The 15,604-nt window shown below is 36.5% G+C and carries 15 protein-coding genes and 1 riboswitch; of the genes, 4 read left to right on the top strand and 11 right to left on the bottom strand.

The features are described from left to right. Positions 1 to 71: 71 nt before the first annotated feature. The 5 genes from argF to argC are packed head-to-tail and all read right to left on the bottom strand — an operon-like array spanning position 72 to position 5,242. Positions 72 to 1,022, bottom strand: a complete 951-nt coding sequence (argF, locus tag LCF45_RS20370) for an ornithine carbamoyltransferase (protein WP_263893758.1) — start codon at positions 1,020 to 1,022, stop codon at positions 72 to 74. Between the two features lie 12 nt (positions 1,023 to 1,034). Next, entirely contained in the window at positions 1,035 to 2,195 is a 1,161-nt protein-coding gene (locus LCF45_RS20375) for an acetylornithine transaminase (RefSeq protein ID WP_002129009.1), read from the bottom strand. Continuing rightward, on the bottom strand, positions 2,192 to 2,959 hold the full coding sequence (gene argB, locus LCF45_RS20380) for an acetylglutamate kinase (RefSeq protein WP_002033848.1): 768 nt from the start codon (positions 2,957 to 2,959) through the stop codon (positions 2,192 to 2,194). Before argB ends, LCF45_RS20375 begins: the two co-directional genes overlap by 4 nt. A gap of 11 nt (positions 2,960 to 2,970) precedes the next feature. Next, a complete protein-coding gene (gene argJ, locus LCF45_RS20385; protein ID WP_002129011.1) occupies positions 2,971 to 4,194 on the bottom strand; it encodes a bifunctional glutamate N-acetyltransferase/amino-acid acetyltransferase ArgJ in 1,224 nt (407 codons plus the stop codon). Between the two features lie 10 nt (positions 4,195 to 4,204). Then, a complete protein-coding gene (gene argC, locus LCF45_RS20390) occupies positions 4,205 to 5,242 on the bottom strand; it encodes an N-acetyl-gamma-glutamyl-phosphate reductase (protein WP_002129012.1) in 1,038 nt (345 codons plus the stop codon). A 224-nt stretch (positions 5,243 to 5,466) separates the two neighbouring features. On the opposite strand from argC, the gene LCF45_RS20395 reads away from it, so the two are divergent. Next, entirely contained in the window at positions 5,467 to 5,652 is a 186-nt protein-coding gene (locus LCF45_RS20395) for a YqzH family protein (protein WP_002014960.1), read from the top strand. A 29-nt stretch (positions 5,653 to 5,681) separates the two neighbouring features. Here LCF45_RS20395 and LCF45_RS20400 read toward each other — a convergent pair whose 3' ends face one another. Together LCF45_RS20400 and LCF45_RS20405 are read right to left on the bottom strand one after the other, a co-directional pair. Further along, entirely contained in the window at positions 5,682 to 6,476 is a 795-nt protein-coding gene (locus tag LCF45_RS20400) for an SDR family oxidoreductase (RefSeq protein ID WP_002129013.1), read from the bottom strand. Between the two features lie 9 nt (positions 6,477 to 6,485). Continuing rightward, positions 6,486 to 7,439 carry an MBL fold metallo-hydrolase gene (locus tag LCF45_RS20405; protein WP_002014957.1) on the bottom strand — a complete coding sequence of 318 codons (954 nt, stop codon included), beginning with the start codon at positions 7,437 to 7,439 and terminating at the stop codon, positions 6,486 to 6,488. A gap of 165 nt (positions 7,440 to 7,604) precedes the next feature. Here LCF45_RS20405 and proI point away from each other — a divergent pair, with 165 nt between their 5' ends. After that, on the top strand, positions 7,605 to 8,444 hold the full coding sequence (gene proI, locus LCF45_RS20410; protein WP_002066991.1) for a pyrroline-5-carboxylate reductase ProI: 840 nt from the start codon (positions 7,605 to 7,607) through the stop codon (positions 8,442 to 8,444). 57 nt (positions 8,445 to 8,501) lie between these two features. On the opposite strand, the gene sdaAA is transcribed toward proI, so the two are convergent. The 4 genes from sdaAA to rnz form a co-directional block, all read right to left on the bottom strand. Continuing rightward, positions 8,502 to 9,380, bottom strand: a complete 879-nt coding sequence (sdaAA, locus tag LCF45_RS20415; RefSeq protein WP_002033842.1) for an L-serine ammonia-lyase, iron-sulfur-dependent, subunit alpha — start codon at positions 9,378 to 9,380, stop codon at positions 8,502 to 8,504. Between the two features lie 18 nt (positions 9,381 to 9,398). Further along, positions 9,399 to 10,058, bottom strand: a complete 660-nt coding sequence (gene sdaAB / locus LCF45_RS20420) for an L-serine ammonia-lyase, iron-sulfur-dependent subunit beta (RefSeq protein WP_002088527.1) — start codon at positions 10,056 to 10,058, stop codon at positions 9,399 to 9,401. A gap of 45 nt (positions 10,059 to 10,103) precedes the next feature. Further along, positions 10,104 to 10,241: a hypothetical protein gene (locus tag LCF45_RS20425; RefSeq protein WP_002066987.1), complete on the bottom strand. Its 138-nt coding sequence runs from the start codon at positions 10,239 to 10,241 to the stop codon at positions 10,104 to 10,106. A 561-nt stretch (positions 10,242 to 10,802) separates the two neighbouring features. Further along, positions 10,803 to 11,726 carry a ribonuclease Z gene (rnz, locus tag LCF45_RS20430; RefSeq protein ID WP_002184997.1) on the bottom strand — a complete coding sequence of 308 codons (924 nt, stop codon included), beginning with the start codon at positions 11,724 to 11,726 and terminating at the stop codon, positions 10,803 to 10,805. A 189-nt stretch (positions 11,727 to 11,915) separates the two neighbouring features. Here rnz and LCF45_RS20435 point away from each other — a divergent pair, with 189 nt between their 5' ends. Together LCF45_RS20435 and mgtA are read left to right on the top strand one after the other, a co-directional pair. Then, complete coding sequence (locus tag LCF45_RS20435) at positions 11,916 to 12,167, top strand: DUF3932 family protein (RefSeq protein WP_000665712.1); 252 nt, start codon at positions 11,916 to 11,918, stop codon at positions 12,165 to 12,167. Between the two features lie 196 nt (positions 12,168 to 12,363). Further along, positions 12,364 to 12,529: riboswitch (M-box (ykoK) riboswitch) on the top strand. 333 nt (positions 12,530 to 12,862) lie between these two features. After that, a complete protein-coding gene (gene mgtA / locus LCF45_RS20440) occupies positions 12,863 to 15,568 on the top strand; it encodes a magnesium-translocating P-type ATPase (RefSeq protein WP_088045137.1) in 2,706 nt (901 codons plus the stop codon). Positions 15,569 to 15,604 lie beyond the last annotated feature (36 nt).

Consider the following 15,604-nt stretch of genomic DNA (forward strand, 5'->3'; position numbering starts at 1 on the left):
TTTATTATAAATGATATAGAGATAATTAACTAAATATACATCCGACATTTCCATATAAAAAAACCTCCCTTTTAGGAAGGCTCTTCTATATTTTTAAATAAACTCACTAATAAAGCTTTTTGCGCGTGCAACCTGTTACCAGCTTGCTCAAAAACGATAGACTGTGGCCCATCTATAATCTCTCCAGTTACTTCTTCTTCACGATGAGCGGGCAGGCAGTGCAGGAAACGATATGTTTGCTTTGCATGTATAACAAGCTCTTTATTTACTTGGAAAGGCTGGAATAAAGTATATTTTTCTGCTTCTCCTTCTTGGCCCATACTCATCCAAACGTCAGTATAAATAAAATCTGCTCCACTTACCGCTAATTCAGGATTATGCAAAATTTCAATTTCAGCCCCTGTTTCATCAGCAATCGCTAATGCTTTTTTAACAATTTCTTCATTCGGCCCATACCCTACAGGAGTTGCAACAGTCATATTCATTCCGACTTTTGCACTCGCTAGCAATAGTGAATGACATACATTATTCCCATCACCTACATAAGCTAATTTAACTCCTTTAAACGTATGAACTTCTTCATATATCGTCATTAAATCTGCCAATGCTTGGCAAGGATGATGATCATCAGTTAAACCGTTAATAACTGGGATACTGGACTCTTTTGCAAGCTCCTCTACATCCGCATGCGAAAATGTGCGTATCATAATTCCATCAATATAATGAGATAGTACTTTCGCAGTATCTGACACCGTTTCTCCTCTGCCAATTTGCATCTCTTTTCCACTTAAAAACATTCCATGTCCTCCGAGCTGTACCATTCCTGCTTCAAAAGAAACGCGAGTACGGGTTGAATGTTTATCAAAAATGAGACCTAATATTTTCCCTTGTAATAAAGGCTCCTGCTTGTTCTTTTTTAAATATATAGCGAACTCAATTAAAGAAATGATTTCTTCTTGCGTCAATTCTTCTAACGTTAAAAGATCTTTCGTATTTAATTTCGGTACTTGTACAGTTGACATGAAATTTCCCCCTTATATTATTGATGCATTTTTTGTACAAACCACTCTTTTTATCATATATATTGCCTGTTCTAGCTCTTCATTCGTTACAATAAGTGGTGGTAGTAGTCTTATAACATTAGGCCCTGCTTGTAATACGAGAAGTCCTGCTTTTTCTAGTTGTTCTATGACATTTGCAACCTCATGCTTGCATTCGATTCCAATCATAAGTCCCTTACCACGAATATTTTGAACACATTCAACGTGTCGTAATTCTTCTTGCAATTTCTTTAATACGTACTCGCCCTTTTCCTGTACCTCTTTAAAAAACGATTGCTCCTTAATGAATTGCAATACTTCTTTCGCTGCAGTCATAGCAATATAATTCCCACCGAAAGTTGAACCGTGTGACCCGGCAGTAAAAGAAGAACCTAGTTCTTTTCGGCCAATCATCGCTCCAACTGGAATACCATTCCCAAGCGCCTTTGCGATGGTAACGATATCAGGAACTATTCCCATTTGCTCATAAGCGAATAGTGTTCCTGTTCTGCCTATTCCAGTTTGTACTTCATCTATAATAAAAAGAGCATTGTACTGATTACATAGTTTTTCAATTTCCTTCAAAAAGGATGGATCAGCTAATATTACTCCTCCTTCTCCTTGAATAACTTCTACCATTACCGCCGCAACTTCTTCATTCATTACTTCCTCTAATGCTCGTATGTCGTTAAATGGTATATGTAAAAAAGACGGAAGTAATGGACCGAATCCTTCTTTCACTTTATCTTGCCCTGTTGCACTCATCGTTCCAAATGTTCTCCCGTGGAAAGATTGCTCACATGTTACTACGAGAGATTTTCCAGTATGCTTACGTGCTAGTTTTAAAGCCGCTTCATTTGCCTCCGCCCCGCTATTACAAAAAAACACATGATCTAATGCTGTATCTTCTGTTAATAATGATGCGACCTCTTCTTGTAAGGAGTTCGTAAATAAGTTAGATATATGCCATATATTTCTAAGTTGCTTTTCTACTGCCTTTACAACCGTAGGGTGACAATGTCCTAAGTTACATACTCCAATACCAGAAGTGAAATCTAAATATTGCTCACCACTTTTATCAATAACTTTCGCCCCATTGCCCTTTAGAAATTCAATTTCTCTTCTTCCATATGTTTGAAAAAGATGGTTTGTCATACGATACTCACTCCTTTTGTTACCGTAGTTCCAACACACTCTCCTGTAACCTCAGTAAAATCCTTTGTACCATTTACGATACTAGCCTTTTTCACTCCCATTTTTAACGATGTAAGTGCCGCCTGTACTTTCGGAATCATTCCACCTGTAATGACGCCTTGTTCTATAAAAGTAAGAATTTCATATTCATCCGTTTTCTTTACCAATCTTCCTTCGTGTAATACTCCATCTACGTCCGTTATAAAAATGAGTTCTTTTGCGGATAGTGCGGCTGCAATTCCGGCTGCAGCGGTATCTGCATTTATGTTATAAACCTCATTACCATTTATCCCAATCGGGGCAATGACAGGAATATAATTCATATCTATCAACCCTTTCAATAGGGCTGTTTCTACATAACTTACTTCTCCTACATATCCTATCGCTTCGCCAACAGGTTGAACTTGAAGTAAACTACCGTCACATCCTGAAAGCCCCACCGCAAGTAAATCATGTTTTTGTAAATTCATTACGAATTTTTTATTCGTAGTTCCGCATAGCACCATTTGAACAACATCCATAACCTCTTTCGGCGTTACTCTTAATCCATCTTTCTTTTCTATCTCGATATTAGAGTCTTCTAACTTGGCATCAATTTCTGGGCCACCACCATGGACAATAACAACCTTATACTTATTTTGCAATTTCTTTATACAATCAAAAAAGACACTATTTAATCGATTCAACATGCTACCGCCACATTTAACTACAATATAATCACTCATCTTCTCTCTCCTTATGTACGATAACAAGCATTTATTTTCACATATTCATAACTTAAGTCGCAGCCCCAAGCTGATCCCGTTTCATTTCCTAAATGTAAACACACATCAATTTTTATTTCATGTTCTTGTAATTTCTTTGTCATTTCCTCTTCAGAAAACATTTGAGGCTCACTATTTTTTAATACAGCGATAGATTGAAGAGTGATATCAATTGTATTTGGGTTAATAATTACTTCACTCTGTCCAATACTACTAATAATTCGTCCCCAATTTGGGTCCTCACCGTATATCGCTGTTTTCACAAGACTGGAACCGACTATTTGTTTTGCAATTTTCTTTGCTTCTTCATTTGTTCTAGCCCCTAACACGTTTACTTCTATTAACTTCGTAGCACCTTCACCATCTTGTGCAATTTTTTTCGCTAAATCTTCACATACCTTTTGTAAAGCAACTACGAAAGTTTCCCAGTCTTCATGTTCCATATTCATCGTTTTCGTTTCTGATAATCCACTTGCCATAACGATGACCATATCATTTGTAGAAGTATCTCCGTCCACCGTAATTTGATTAAACGTATGATTCGTAATTTGTGATAATGCTGTTTGCAATACTTCATGCTCTATATTGGCGTCTGTTGTAATAAAACTAAGCATCGTTGCCATATTCGGTTTGATCATCCCTGAACCTTTTGCGACCCCAGCAATGATCACTGCTTCCCCATCAATTATCATCTCATAGCAAGTTTCTTTCGTTATAAGATCTGTCGTTAAAATTGCTTCACAAAAAGAATAAGCTTCACTTACTTCCTTTGTTGGCACAAGAGATTCAATTCCCTTTCGAATGATATCCATCGGTAAAGGTACTCCAATTACACCTGTTGAAGCGACTGCGACGTACTTTTCTTTTACTCCAAAGTGTCCCGCTCCTAATGTTCGCATCTCATAAGCATCTTGCAATCCTTTCATCCCCGTACAAGCATTTGCATTGCCGCTATTTACAACAATTGCTTGTAATTTCCCTTCTGCTGCTATGCTATCCTTCGTTACTTGCAACGGCGCTGCTTGTATTTGATTTGTTGTATACACAGCGGCACATGATGCTGGCACCTCACAAACGATTGCACCCATATCCTTTTTCACCTTTTTCAGACCATTTGCAGTACCGATTGCCAAAAAGCCTTTTGGTGTAACAATTGAACCATTTGCTAATTTTTTAATAGACGATGCTTTAATCATAATTTCCCCCTTATGGATAAAGCGGCATATGCTGTAAACCCGTTGTCTCTTCTAGCCCCGCTAATAAATTTGCATTTTGAACTGCTTGCCCTGCCGCACCTTTCATCATATTGTCTATAACAGAAACGACCGTAACTCTTTCTGTTCTTTCATCGTAAGCTATCCCAATATCACAATAATTTGAGCCCCTTACTTCTTTCGGACTTGGAAATTCTCCTTGCGAGCGAACTCGAACGAAAGCTGAGTATTCATACGTTTCTTCATACAATTTTTGAAGTTGCTCTATTTTCATTTCCTCTTTCACTTTCGCATAAAGTGTAATCATAATCCCTCGTGATATCGGTATTAAATGTGTACTAAACGTGATTGGCTTCGTTTCATGATTCCACTCTGCAAGCATTTGCTCAATCTCAGGAACGTGCTGATGTTGATTAACTTTATAAATGTGTAAGTTATCGTATAACTCAGGAAAGTGAGTCATTGTTGTTGGCGTTTTGCCCGCTCCAGATACTCCTGATTTCGCATCAATAATAATCGAAGCTTCTTCAATTATGCCGCTACGTACTAACGGCGCTACCGCTAATAATGCAGCTGTAGCAAAACATCCTGGGTTTGCAATTAAATTTGCATTTTGGATCTCAGGCCTTTTCCATTCACTTAATCCATATACTGCTTTCCTAAGAAATTCTTCCTGTGCAGCTGGCCTTTTATACCACAATTCATATGACGAGGGATCTATCATACGAAAGTCTCCAGATAGGTCAATTACTTTTAAACCTACTGCCAATAATTTTGGTGTTAACTCTGCCGATACTCCCGCTGGAGTTGCTAAAAATACAATTTCAGCTTCCTTCTCTATTTTCTCCGCATCAATTTCTTGTAACGTATGGACAAGAACATTTCGAAAATGCGGGTATACATTTGTTATAAATTCACCAACTTGTGAAAAAGAATGGAGAGATGCTATCGAAAAATATGGATGTTGCTCTAATAACCGAATTAACTCAATACCTCCATATCCAGTTGCTCCAATAATTGCGACTTTCATAAGCTCCTCCTCATATCTATTCTTTAAATTAAGTTTGATTATAATATTGCATAATTATAAAGTCAATTAAATATTTATAATTTTAAAAAACTTCAAAATATTATTCTCGCTATAAAAACAATATACACAAGTGGATTTTTATGCAAAAATATTGCATAGTAGTATTTTCATTTCACTTCAAGTACAATAAAACAATACATGTATACATACAGGCGGGGAAAAACATGAATAAAAAATTAATTGAGAAAATGATTATAAAAAGTTTTCGGCAATATCAATGTAATCCTGTTTCAAAAGAGGATCAGGAAATGCTAATTAAACATATTCAAATGATAATTCATTCAAATACTGAAATTGATGTATACGAGGCTGTTGAGGATATCGTTTACGATTATGTGACTGGAAAATAAAAAATAGGAGATTTCCATATGGAAATCTCCTATTTTTTACTTAATGATTTGCCTGCAACGCGTTCAAATAAACCTGGGAATAATGCGTAGAGCTTTGGCCCCATTCCCATCCACTTCGGCAAGTTTACTTCACGTTTTTTCGTTTGCATCGCCTTTACGATTTGTTCTGCTACATATGTTGGTTTTAACATGTAACGTCCCATATTTTTCACATATGTACCTGATTGATCGGCTATTTCAAAAAAGTTCGTTTCTATCGGTCCTGGGTTAATTGCTGTTACATACACATTTGTGTTAGATAACTCCATACGTAAACTATTCGTAAATCCTAATACAGCGTGTTTTGTTGCTGCATAAGCACTCGACTTCGGAGTTGCAATTTTTCCAGCCAATGAAGCAATATTAATAATTTGTCCTTCGTTCCTTTTTACCATATTAGGTAATACCGCTTTCGTACAAGCTACTAATCCAAATACATTTACTTGAAACATATCCTTTACTTCATCCATTGAAGCATCTTCAAACGTTTTAAAAATACCAAACCCAGCATTATTTACCAATATATCAATACGGCCTACTTCTTGTAATACCTTTGAAAAAACAGATTGTACTTTCGTTTCTTCACTTACATCTAATACATAGTAATAGCAAGGCGTATTATAAGTTACTTTAATTTTGTCTGCTAATGCTTGTAGCTTCTCTTCTGTTCGAGCCATTAATACCGGCGTCGCCCCTTGCTCTGCAACCTGCATTGCAACTTGCTCTCCAATTCCACTAGAAGCACCTGTAATGACGATTACTTTTTCTTGTAAACGTCCCGTCATTGCTGTCACCTACTTTGCATAATAAATCAATTGTTGTGAAGATTCATCAATCATCACCTGTTGATTATATGCTAAAAAGTCTAATTGTCCAACAGTTTCTGAGATAGTAAGTGGTAATTGCTCTTTATATAATACCGGAAATAGTTTTACACACACCTCAAATGCTGTCATTGGCTTTTCCTTTAATAGTTCAAGCACTTTAAAAGCACGTGTCTCTTGCTTTTGTAATCTTGTTTCAATAAGTTGTTTCACATTCAGAACATCTTCCCCATGCCCTGATAAAATCCGTGAAATATTCATTTCACTTAAACGTTTTAACGTTTGATTGTACTGCAATAAGGGATGCGCTCTTTCTGTTTGCCCTTCATATGGTGGTTCTAATATTGGATTTGAAGAAATATGACTAATGAGAGCATCCCCACCAATTAATATTCCATCAGATTCTCTATATAATGAAATATGAGTGGAAGCATGACCCGGGGTTTCAATCACTGTAAATCCAGGTAACGAATCTATACGATCTCCCTCTCTCACGGTATGTGTTAACGATCTATTACAAGAATATTTAAGTGTCTTCGTCGTCAATAACGCCTCACCATTCAGAAATACTGCTGGAACGCCGAACTGCAAGGCTGTCTCTTTAAAAAATTCATGATACCTCTTTAAAAATTCAGCATTCTGTGTAATCCACGGTTCATTCCAAGGATGTCCGATAATCTTTACTTTTTCAGAAAATGTATTTAAAAGTCCGCAATGATCCGCATGGTGATGCGTAATCACTACCGTTTCAATATCTTCTATCTTATATCCTAATGCACCTAATTGACTTTCTAGTGCTTTCTTTGCTTCTTCTGTATTTGTCCCTGTATCAATTAACGTTAATGTTTCTCCCTCAACTAAAAACACATTCACTGTCTCAACTGCAAATGGAACAGGAATCTCCATTCGATGAATCGCCGTCATGCTTAGCCCCCCTGTCTTTTTCCGGTTCAAAAATGAATACCTCTTCAGTTTACAACTTCCCTATAAATTTGTCATTATTTTCAGATAAAAAGAGGTCTTTTCCATAAAAAAACGAATGTATGTACATTTATAAGTATTTCTAACCAAATTTAAAGGAGGCACATCATGTCTATGCAAAACATTTCCTTTCTCGGTGCAGGCTCTATTGCCGAAGCGATTATTGGTGGCTTATTAAACGCAAATGTTGTTAAGGGAGAACACGTCACTGTAAGTAATCGTTCTAACGAGACAAGATTACAGGAGTTACATAAAAAATACGGTGTCAAAGGTACACATAATAAAAAGGAATTACTTGCTGATGCAAATATTCTTTTTCTAGCTATGAAGCCAAAAGATGTCGCAGAAGCGGTTATTCCTCTTAAAGAATACATAAATAATGACTTGCTTATTATTTCGTTATTAGCAGGTGTTTCTACTCATTCAATTAGAAACCTACTTCAAAAAGACGTTCCGATTATTCGTGCAATGCCAAATACATCTGCAGCCATTTTAAAATCCGCTACCGCTATCTCACCTTCAGAACACACAACGGAGGAACATATTCGTACTGCAACATCTTTATTTGAAACGATTGGTCTCGTCTCTGTTGTAGAAGAAGAAGATATGCATGCTATCACTGCATTATCTGGAAGTGGACCAGCTTATATTTATTACGTGGTAGAGGCACTGGAAGAGGCAGCAAAAAAAATTGGTTTAAAAGAAGATGTTGCAAAATCTCTTATTCTTCAGACGATGATTGGTTCTGCTGAAATGCTAAAAGCAAGCGAAAAACACCCTTCTATTTTGCGAAAAGAAATTACTTCTCCTGGCGGAACAACTGAAGCAGGTATTGAAGTATTAAAGGAGCATAATTTTCAACAAGCATTAATCTCATGTATTACACAAGCAACGAAACGATCACACGATCTTGGAAAAACATTAGAAGAAATAGCAAAAGAAAAATAAAAAACGGAGCTCAACTTTATTTGAGCTCCGTTTTTACTTTAATCATATGATATGCTTTTAGTTATTACTCTTACCAAAAATCTCTTCTTGCAAACGACGACCTGTCGGTGTTGCTGCAAGGCCACCTTCTGCTGTTTCACGAAGTGCTACTGGCATCGTTTGTCCAATTCTAAACATCGCCTCAATGACTTCATCACATGGAATTGTACTAGTTACACCAGCTAATGATAAATCAGCTGAAATCATGGCATTCGCAGCTCCTGCTGCATTACGTTTTACACAAGGTACTTCTACAAGCCCTGCAACAGGATCACATACTAAACCAAGCATATTCTTTAATGAAATCGCCATCGCTGTAGCTGCTTGATCTTGTGTTCCACCAGCCATCTCAACTGCTGCTGCAGCTGCCATTCCACTTGCTGAACCTACTTCAGCTTGGCAACCTCCTGCCGCGCCAGAAATACAAGCATTATTCGCAACAACCATACCGAAAGCTCCTGCTGTAAATAAAAATTCAATCATTTCTTCGCGTGTCGGCTGTAATTTTTCTTGCAGTGCAAACAGTACACCTGGCACTGTTCCAGCAGATCCTGCTGTTGGTGTTGCACAAATAATTCCCATCGCCGCATTTACTTCATTTGTCGCAACAGCTTTACTCACTGCGTCCAAAATCGTATCTCCAGATAAACCTTTTCCACTCTGCATATACGCTTGGACTTTCACAGCATCCCCGCCAGTTAAACCAGTCGGTGATTTTACACCACGAATACCGCGTTCTACTGCTTGTTCCATCACGACTAAGTTCTTTTCCATTCCAGCAATTACTTCTTCACGTGAGATATTTCTTGTTTGCATTTCACATTGAATCATAATTTCTGCGATTTTTACATTTTGCTCTTTAGCTTGCGCCACTAGTTCCGCTGCGTTCCGAAACATGGTGTGTCCCCCCTGCAATTAATCCATAATAGTTACTTGACAAATATTTTGTTGCCCATTTATTTCCGCAATTACTTCATCTGCTAATAATTCATCTGTTTCAATGACCATAAGCGCTCTTCTTCCTTTTTCTTTACGAGAAACACTCATTGTACTTATGTTAATCTCATGCTTAGCAAGGATTGAAGCTACAGCTGCGATAGCACCAAAGCGATCGTTATTTACAATAAGTAGTGCTGGACTCGTGCCTGTTAATTGAAGATCGAATCCGTTTAATTCTACAACTTCAATTTTACCGCCACCAATTGAGCAAGCAACAACTTCAATTTCCTCTTCACCTTTATACAGACGAATTTTCGCTGTATTTGGATGCGGAGCATTTGCATCTTCTTCAATGAATTCCACTTCAATCCCGCGTTCTTTTGCAATATCTAACGCACTTGGAATACGTAAATCATCTGTTTCAAATCCTAGTATTCCACCGATTAGCGCTACATCCGTACCGTGACCACGGTATGTTTTTGCAAATGAACCATATAATGAAATGCTAACTCTCTCTGGTTCATGACGAAACAGCTGACGAGCAACTTGCCCCATTCTTGCCGCGCCTGCTGTATGTGAACTTGATGGACCAATCATAACCGGACCAATAATATCAAACACTGAGCGATACTTCATCATAACTCCCCCTAAACCTCTATGAAAAAATTATTTACTATTCTATTAAGCTACCGAATCGGTTGCTGTTCCAGTCGTACCACGAATTTGTTCCGCTGTAAGAATTGGATAGTTTTTGAATAACAGTGAAGCAATATATCCTGAAATAATACCAGTTATAATAATAAATAAGAAACTTAGCATTACCTGCATTTAAAAATAATATAAGATAGTCCACAATAAAGTCTGGTAGCAATCCAAAGTTTAACACAGAACCCCTTACAAGCATAGCATAAACAAGTGAAACTCCCATTGCTTTCATACCTTTTGATATTTTAAAGCTAAAAAGGAAAAAAGACTTAGTACAAATAATAGTAATATCCTTCCTATTATAATTTCCATGTTGCTCTCTCACGATTTAGTCAACTTCACTTGTTATGACAAATGGCTAAAACGCATGTAGCCTACAATAAATTATAATCTGCCCTCATTATAGCTTGTTTTTAATAAAACGCTTACTTTTAATGAATTTTAAAAGTTCTGAATAAAAATCCATTTTCGCTACTTGTACCACTCGTATGTCGTCTGACTTATATAACAGTTTTTCTAAATAATCGGCATTATGTATTTTTATCCTATATCTTCACATCATTAAAACTTTCTGTGTCATCCTATATAAAAATAAAATGATAACAGTTTTATTTTTAATTTTTTTTAGAAATAAAAAAAATGGCAACCTATCGTCACCATTTTTTCACAACATTATTATCTTTCTACTGGAAATGATTTTAAATCCGTAGCTATTTCTGTATTAGAAAATAGCTCTCTTGCCTCTTTCAATAATTCCTTATATGTATCTCCTTGATAACGAGAACTAATATGAGTCAATATTAAGCGTTTTGCATTTGCCTGAAGTGCAATACTCGCAGCTTGCTTAGATGTGGAATGAAAATAATCATACGCTTGTTGTTCATCTTCTGCCGCAAAAGTCGCTTCATGAACAAGTACGTCAGCATCTTGCGCAAGCTCTCTACTCGATTCGCAATATCGTGTATCGCCTAAAATTGTAATAACTCTTCCTTTTTGAGGCGGGCCAATAAAATCTTTTCCATCTAACACTGTGCCATTCTCTAATTCAACTACTTCACCATCTTTTAAGCGTTTAAAAACTGGACCAGGTTTCACACCCATTCCCAGTAACTTATCCACTAAAAGAGCTCCCTGTATATCTTTCTCTACAATTCGATATCCGAAGCATTCAATTCCATGTGATAACCTTTTTGTTTCTACACAAAATTCATTATCCTCAAACACAATACCTTCTTCCGTAATCTCAACGATTTCAAGTGGATATTTAACATGTGTCGTACTTACTAATAATGCCACTTCAATAAATTGTTTAATTCCTTTTGGTCCGTACACTGTTAATTTTGTTGTTCCACCTTGAAACGAACGGCTACCCAATAAACCCGGCAATCCAAAAATATGATCGCCATGTAAATGCGTAATAAATATTTTTTCAATGCGGCGTGGACGTACAGACGTATGTAGTATTTGATGTTGCGTCGCCTCGCCACAGTCAAATAACCAAGTCTGTCCTCGTTCTTCTAACAACTGCAAAGCAATTGCTGAAACATTCCTTCCTTTTGAAGGAACACCTGCACCAGTCCCTAAAAATACAAATTCCACTTTCTTTCCTCCAGCTCTTTATATAATCTATCTTTCATCTTACGGAATGTTATTTCAAATGGCAAATTGAATTTGTATAACCAATCATCTAGACAACTATATAACACGAACATTATACTTAAAAAATTTAGCTATCGTTCGTATTTTGTGGTAAAATGATTGTACTACATTTTAAGGGAGCGTTTTATTATGAAAGAAGTATTTCGTTTACAAACTGATTTTTCATCTTCATTTGATCGCTGGGTAAGTTCTTTCGTTTCTGATCACCCAGCACAATTAGAATGGACGACTTTAAAAGAATTAATCCATGAATATACAACATCACATACAAATGAGACGTTACCAACATATATTTCTTCAGCTTTAACATATTACGCACAACGCGTTTCAACAACAAGTAACTCAGAAATTGTTATTTTTGAAAATCCTACAATCTCATAATCTATAATAAAAAGCACTGTAATCAGTGCTTTTTATTTATGTTCATTAAAGTATTTATTTTCCCGCCTTATTTCAAAAAACTCCGCTTATTTCCTACTATATAGCCATCATAAATCTATTTGATTTTTCAAAAAAACAGATTAAAAAGATATTGACACTACGATTTTACAGTGCTAATATTCAACGTGTAATTGAATATGGTCTCTGTTAGGTGAGGCTCCTGTATAGAGAAACGCTGCTGCCCAAAAATGTCGAGAGACGCCAATGGGTCAACAGGAAAGGTCGGAATGAAGGCCTTTCTTAACGTAGCTGGTTTCAGTACCTATGCTATACAGTGCTAAAACTCAACGAGGGAGAGGTGCGTATGTTTTGTCATACACAAAAACTGTTTTTATCTATGTTTACTAACAGTCTTTGTTGTTGACTCTTTTTGACTATGAATTCAGACCTTTACTCGTTTTGAGTAAAGGTCTTTTTTATATCTTTATGCACCCTACTATGAAACAAACATAGCATATTCAGAAACTATTAAATTGTATGGAGGTGAGGAACAGTGTCAAGTGATGATTCGGCCCAGATACCCATATGTTTTACATTTATATTTCATCATGTAGGTAGGAAAGAAGCTGTTCCTCCCTGTTTAAAATAGTCGAGTAACAGATTGTTTCCTCCTTCATGAAAGGGAGGAACTACCAATGTTAAATTTACAAAAACAAGAAACGAAGCATGCTTACGATCAAGATAGCATGAAAGCAAATAACGAATTATTAGTGGAAGTTGCAACACAGGATGTAAACTCTGCGTTAAAACTCTTAGAAACAACACAAGATGGACTCTCTAAACAAGAAGCGTCTCGTAGACTTTCTTTATATGGTCCGAACGAAATCGCTCATAATAAAACATTGCCGTGGTACATTCAATTTCTGCTGGCATTTAAAAATCCATTTATTTTTGTTTTGTTAGCTCTTGGAGCACTCTCTTTTTTCACAGATGATATACAAGGAACAATTGTCGTATCTGTAATGGTACTGCTAAGTGCAACGATTCGCTTTTTACAAGAATTCCGCTCTCAGAAAGCGGCGGATAAGTTAAAGGCTATGGTTCGAACAACTGCGAGTGTCTTTAGAATAGATGGATTTGTACACGAAACAAAAAACGTAACAAATTTAAATCGAAATTACACAACAGAAATTCCAATTGAAGAACTTGTACCTGGCGATATTATTTCACTTTCAGCTGGTGATATCGTGCCAGCTGATGTGCGTATTTTATCCGCAAAAGATTTATTTGTTAATCAGTCTTCTTTAACCGGGGAAGCACTTCCTGTAGAAAAATACGAAAACTGCTACCATACGGAAAATAAACATATATTACCGAAAAACATGAAAAAAAATTACAATCCGCTCGATATGGAAAACCTTTGCTTTATGGGTACAAATATTGTTAGCGGTAGCGCAAAAGCTGTTGTTGTTTCAACTAGTACGGATACGTATTTCGGCTCTTTAGCAAAAAAGGTTATCGGAAAACGTGTAGAAACAAACTTTGATAAAGGCGTAAACAAAGTAAGTTGGCTCTTAATCACATTCATGCTTATTATGGCACCCATTGTCCTTCTCATTAATGGATTCACAAAAGGAGATTGGCAAGAAGCTTTCTTCTTTGCTATTGCTGTTGCAGTTGGCCTTACACCTGAAATGCTGCCAATGATTGTAACTGCTAATTTAGCTAAAGGCGCCGTGAACATGTCTAAACAAAAAGTAATTGTAAAACAGCTCAACTCAATTCAAAACTTAGGTGCTATGAACATTCTTTGCACAGATAAAACTGGAACTTTAACAGAAGATAAAGTTGTCCTAGTTCGTCATTTAGATCCTAACGGAAATGAATGCGATCGTGTATTACACTTTGCCTATTTAAATAGCTTCTATCAAACTGGATTGAAAAATTTAATAGATAAAGCTGTTATTGAACATACAGAGGAGAACCATAAATTTGATCCATCAGCTTTTCAAAAGCTAGATGAAATTCCATTCGATTTTGCTCGGCGTCGCATGTCTGTCATCGTGAAAAATATTTTAGGTGAACATACAATGGTTTGTAAAGGTGCCGTAGAAGAAATTTTATCAATTTGTAACTACACTGAAGTTGATGGACAAATTGTCCCTCTCACTGAAGAAATGAGAGTAAATGTAAAACATCTCAGCGAAACTTTAAATAGTGAAGGAATGCGTGTCATCGCTGTAGCATACAAGAACGATAACAAACCTTATCATAAAGCTTATGCAGTACAAGATGAATCCACTATGATCCTTACTGGATATATCGGCTTTTTAGATCCACCTAAACCATCTGCTGCTTCTGCAATTCAAGCATTGCAAAAACATGGCGTACAAGTGAAAATCTTAACAGGCGATAACGAAATTGTTACAAAAAAAGTTTGTAAAGAAGTGGGATTAAATATAGGTGAGCCTGTCCTCGGTTACGAAATTGATTCTTTACCAGATAAAACATTAGCAACACTGGCAGAAGAAACAACAGTGTTCGCAAAACTAAATCCAATGCAAAAGTCCCGCATCATTCGCGTATTGCAAGGTAATGGTCATACTGTAGGTTATATGGGGGATGGTATTAACGATGCCGTTGCACTACGTGATGCTGATGTTGGAATATCTGTTGATACTGCTACTGACATTGCAAAAGAATCTTCCGATATTATTTTACTTGAAAAAAGTTTAACTATATTAGAAGCAGGTATTTTAGAAGGACGCACTACTTTCGGCAATATTTTAAAATATATAAAAATGACAGCTAGCTCTAACTTTGGAAATGTATTTAGTGTATTAGTGGCAAGTGCTTTCATTCCATTTTTACCGATGCTTGCAATTCATCTCTTAATTCAAAACTTACTTTATGATATTTCACAGCTTTCAATTCCATGGGATAAAATGGATAAGGAATTTCTAGAGAAGCCTAGAAAATGGGATACTGCAAACTTGCGTAACTTCATTATTGGCATCGGTCCAATTAGCTCTATATTCGATATTATCACATTCGTTGTCATGTGGAATGTGTTCGGTGCAAATACACCTGGAGAACAATCGCTATTCCAATCTGGTTGGTTTGTCGTTGGGTTGCTAACTCAAACATTAATTGTCCATATGATTAGAACACAGAAAATTCCGTTCATTCAAAGTACAGCATCAATACCAGTTCTTATATTAACCGCTTGTATTATGGCAATCGGAATTTACATTCCATTCTCACCACTTGGTGCAGCAATTGGTTTACAAGCATTACCACTAAGCTACTTCCCGTGGCTCATAGGAATATTATTAGGCTATGCTTTCTTAACACAATTCCTGAAAAAGCTTTATATTAAAAAATTCCACAGCTGGTTGTAAAAATGAGAATGAGTGGGTATTTCTCACTCATTCTCA

The organism is Bacillus sp. 41-22, from assembly GCF_025809295.1.
GTDB classification, from domain to species: domain Bacteria; phylum Bacillota; class Bacilli; order Bacillales; family Bacillaceae_G; genus Bacillus_A; species Bacillus_A mycoides.

Coding starts and splice junctions, on each gene's coding strand:
- LCF45_RS20435 (WP_000665712.1), top strand. CDS start 11,916: ATGAAAGAAGTATTTCGTTTACAAACTGATTTTTCATCTTCATTTGAT.
- LCF45_RS20400 (WP_002129013.1), bottom strand. CDS start 6,476: ATGACGGGACGTTTACAAGAAAAAGTAATCGTCATTACAGGTGCTTCT.
- LCF45_RS20375 (WP_002129009.1), bottom strand. CDS start 2,195: ATGACAAACCATCTTTTTCAAACATATGGAAGAAGAGAAATTGAATTT.
- argJ (WP_002129011.1), bottom strand. CDS start 4,194: ATGATTAAAGCATCGTCTATTAAAAAATTAGCAAATGGTTCAATTGTT.
- argC (WP_002129012.1), bottom strand. CDS start 5,242: ATGAAAGTCGCAATTATTGGAGCAACTGGATATGGAGGTATTGAGTTA.
- LCF45_RS20425 (WP_002066987.1), bottom strand. CDS start 10,241: ATGCTAAGTTTCTTATTTATTATTATAACTGGTATTATTTCAGGATAT.
- argF (WP_263893758.1), bottom strand. CDS start 1,022: ATGTCAACTGTACAAGTACCGAAATTAAATACGAAAGATCTTTTAACG.
- mgtA (WP_088045137.1), top strand. CDS start 12,863: ATGTTAAATTTACAAAAACAAGAAACGAAGCATGCTTACGATCAAGAT.
- LCF45_RS20405 (WP_002014957.1), bottom strand. CDS start 7,439: ATGACGGCGATTCATCGAATGGAGATTCCTGTTCCATTTGCAGTTGAG.
- sdaAB (WP_002088527.1), bottom strand. CDS start 10,058: ATGAAGTATCGCTCAGTGTTTGATATTATTGGTCCGGTTATGATTGGT.
- sdaAA (WP_002033842.1), bottom strand. CDS start 9,380: ATGTTTCGGAACGCAGCGGAACTAGTGGCGCAAGCTAAAGAGCAAAAT.
- proI (WP_002066991.1), top strand. CDS start 7,605: ATGTCTATGCAAAACATTTCCTTTCTCGGTGCAGGCTCTATTGCCGAA.
- argB (WP_002033848.1), bottom strand. CDS start 2,959: ATGAGTGATTATATTGTAGTTAAATGTGGCGGTAGCATGTTGAATCGA.
- LCF45_RS20395 (WP_002014960.1), top strand. CDS start 5,467: ATGAATAAAAAATTAATTGAGAAAATGATTATAAAAAGTTTTCGGCAA.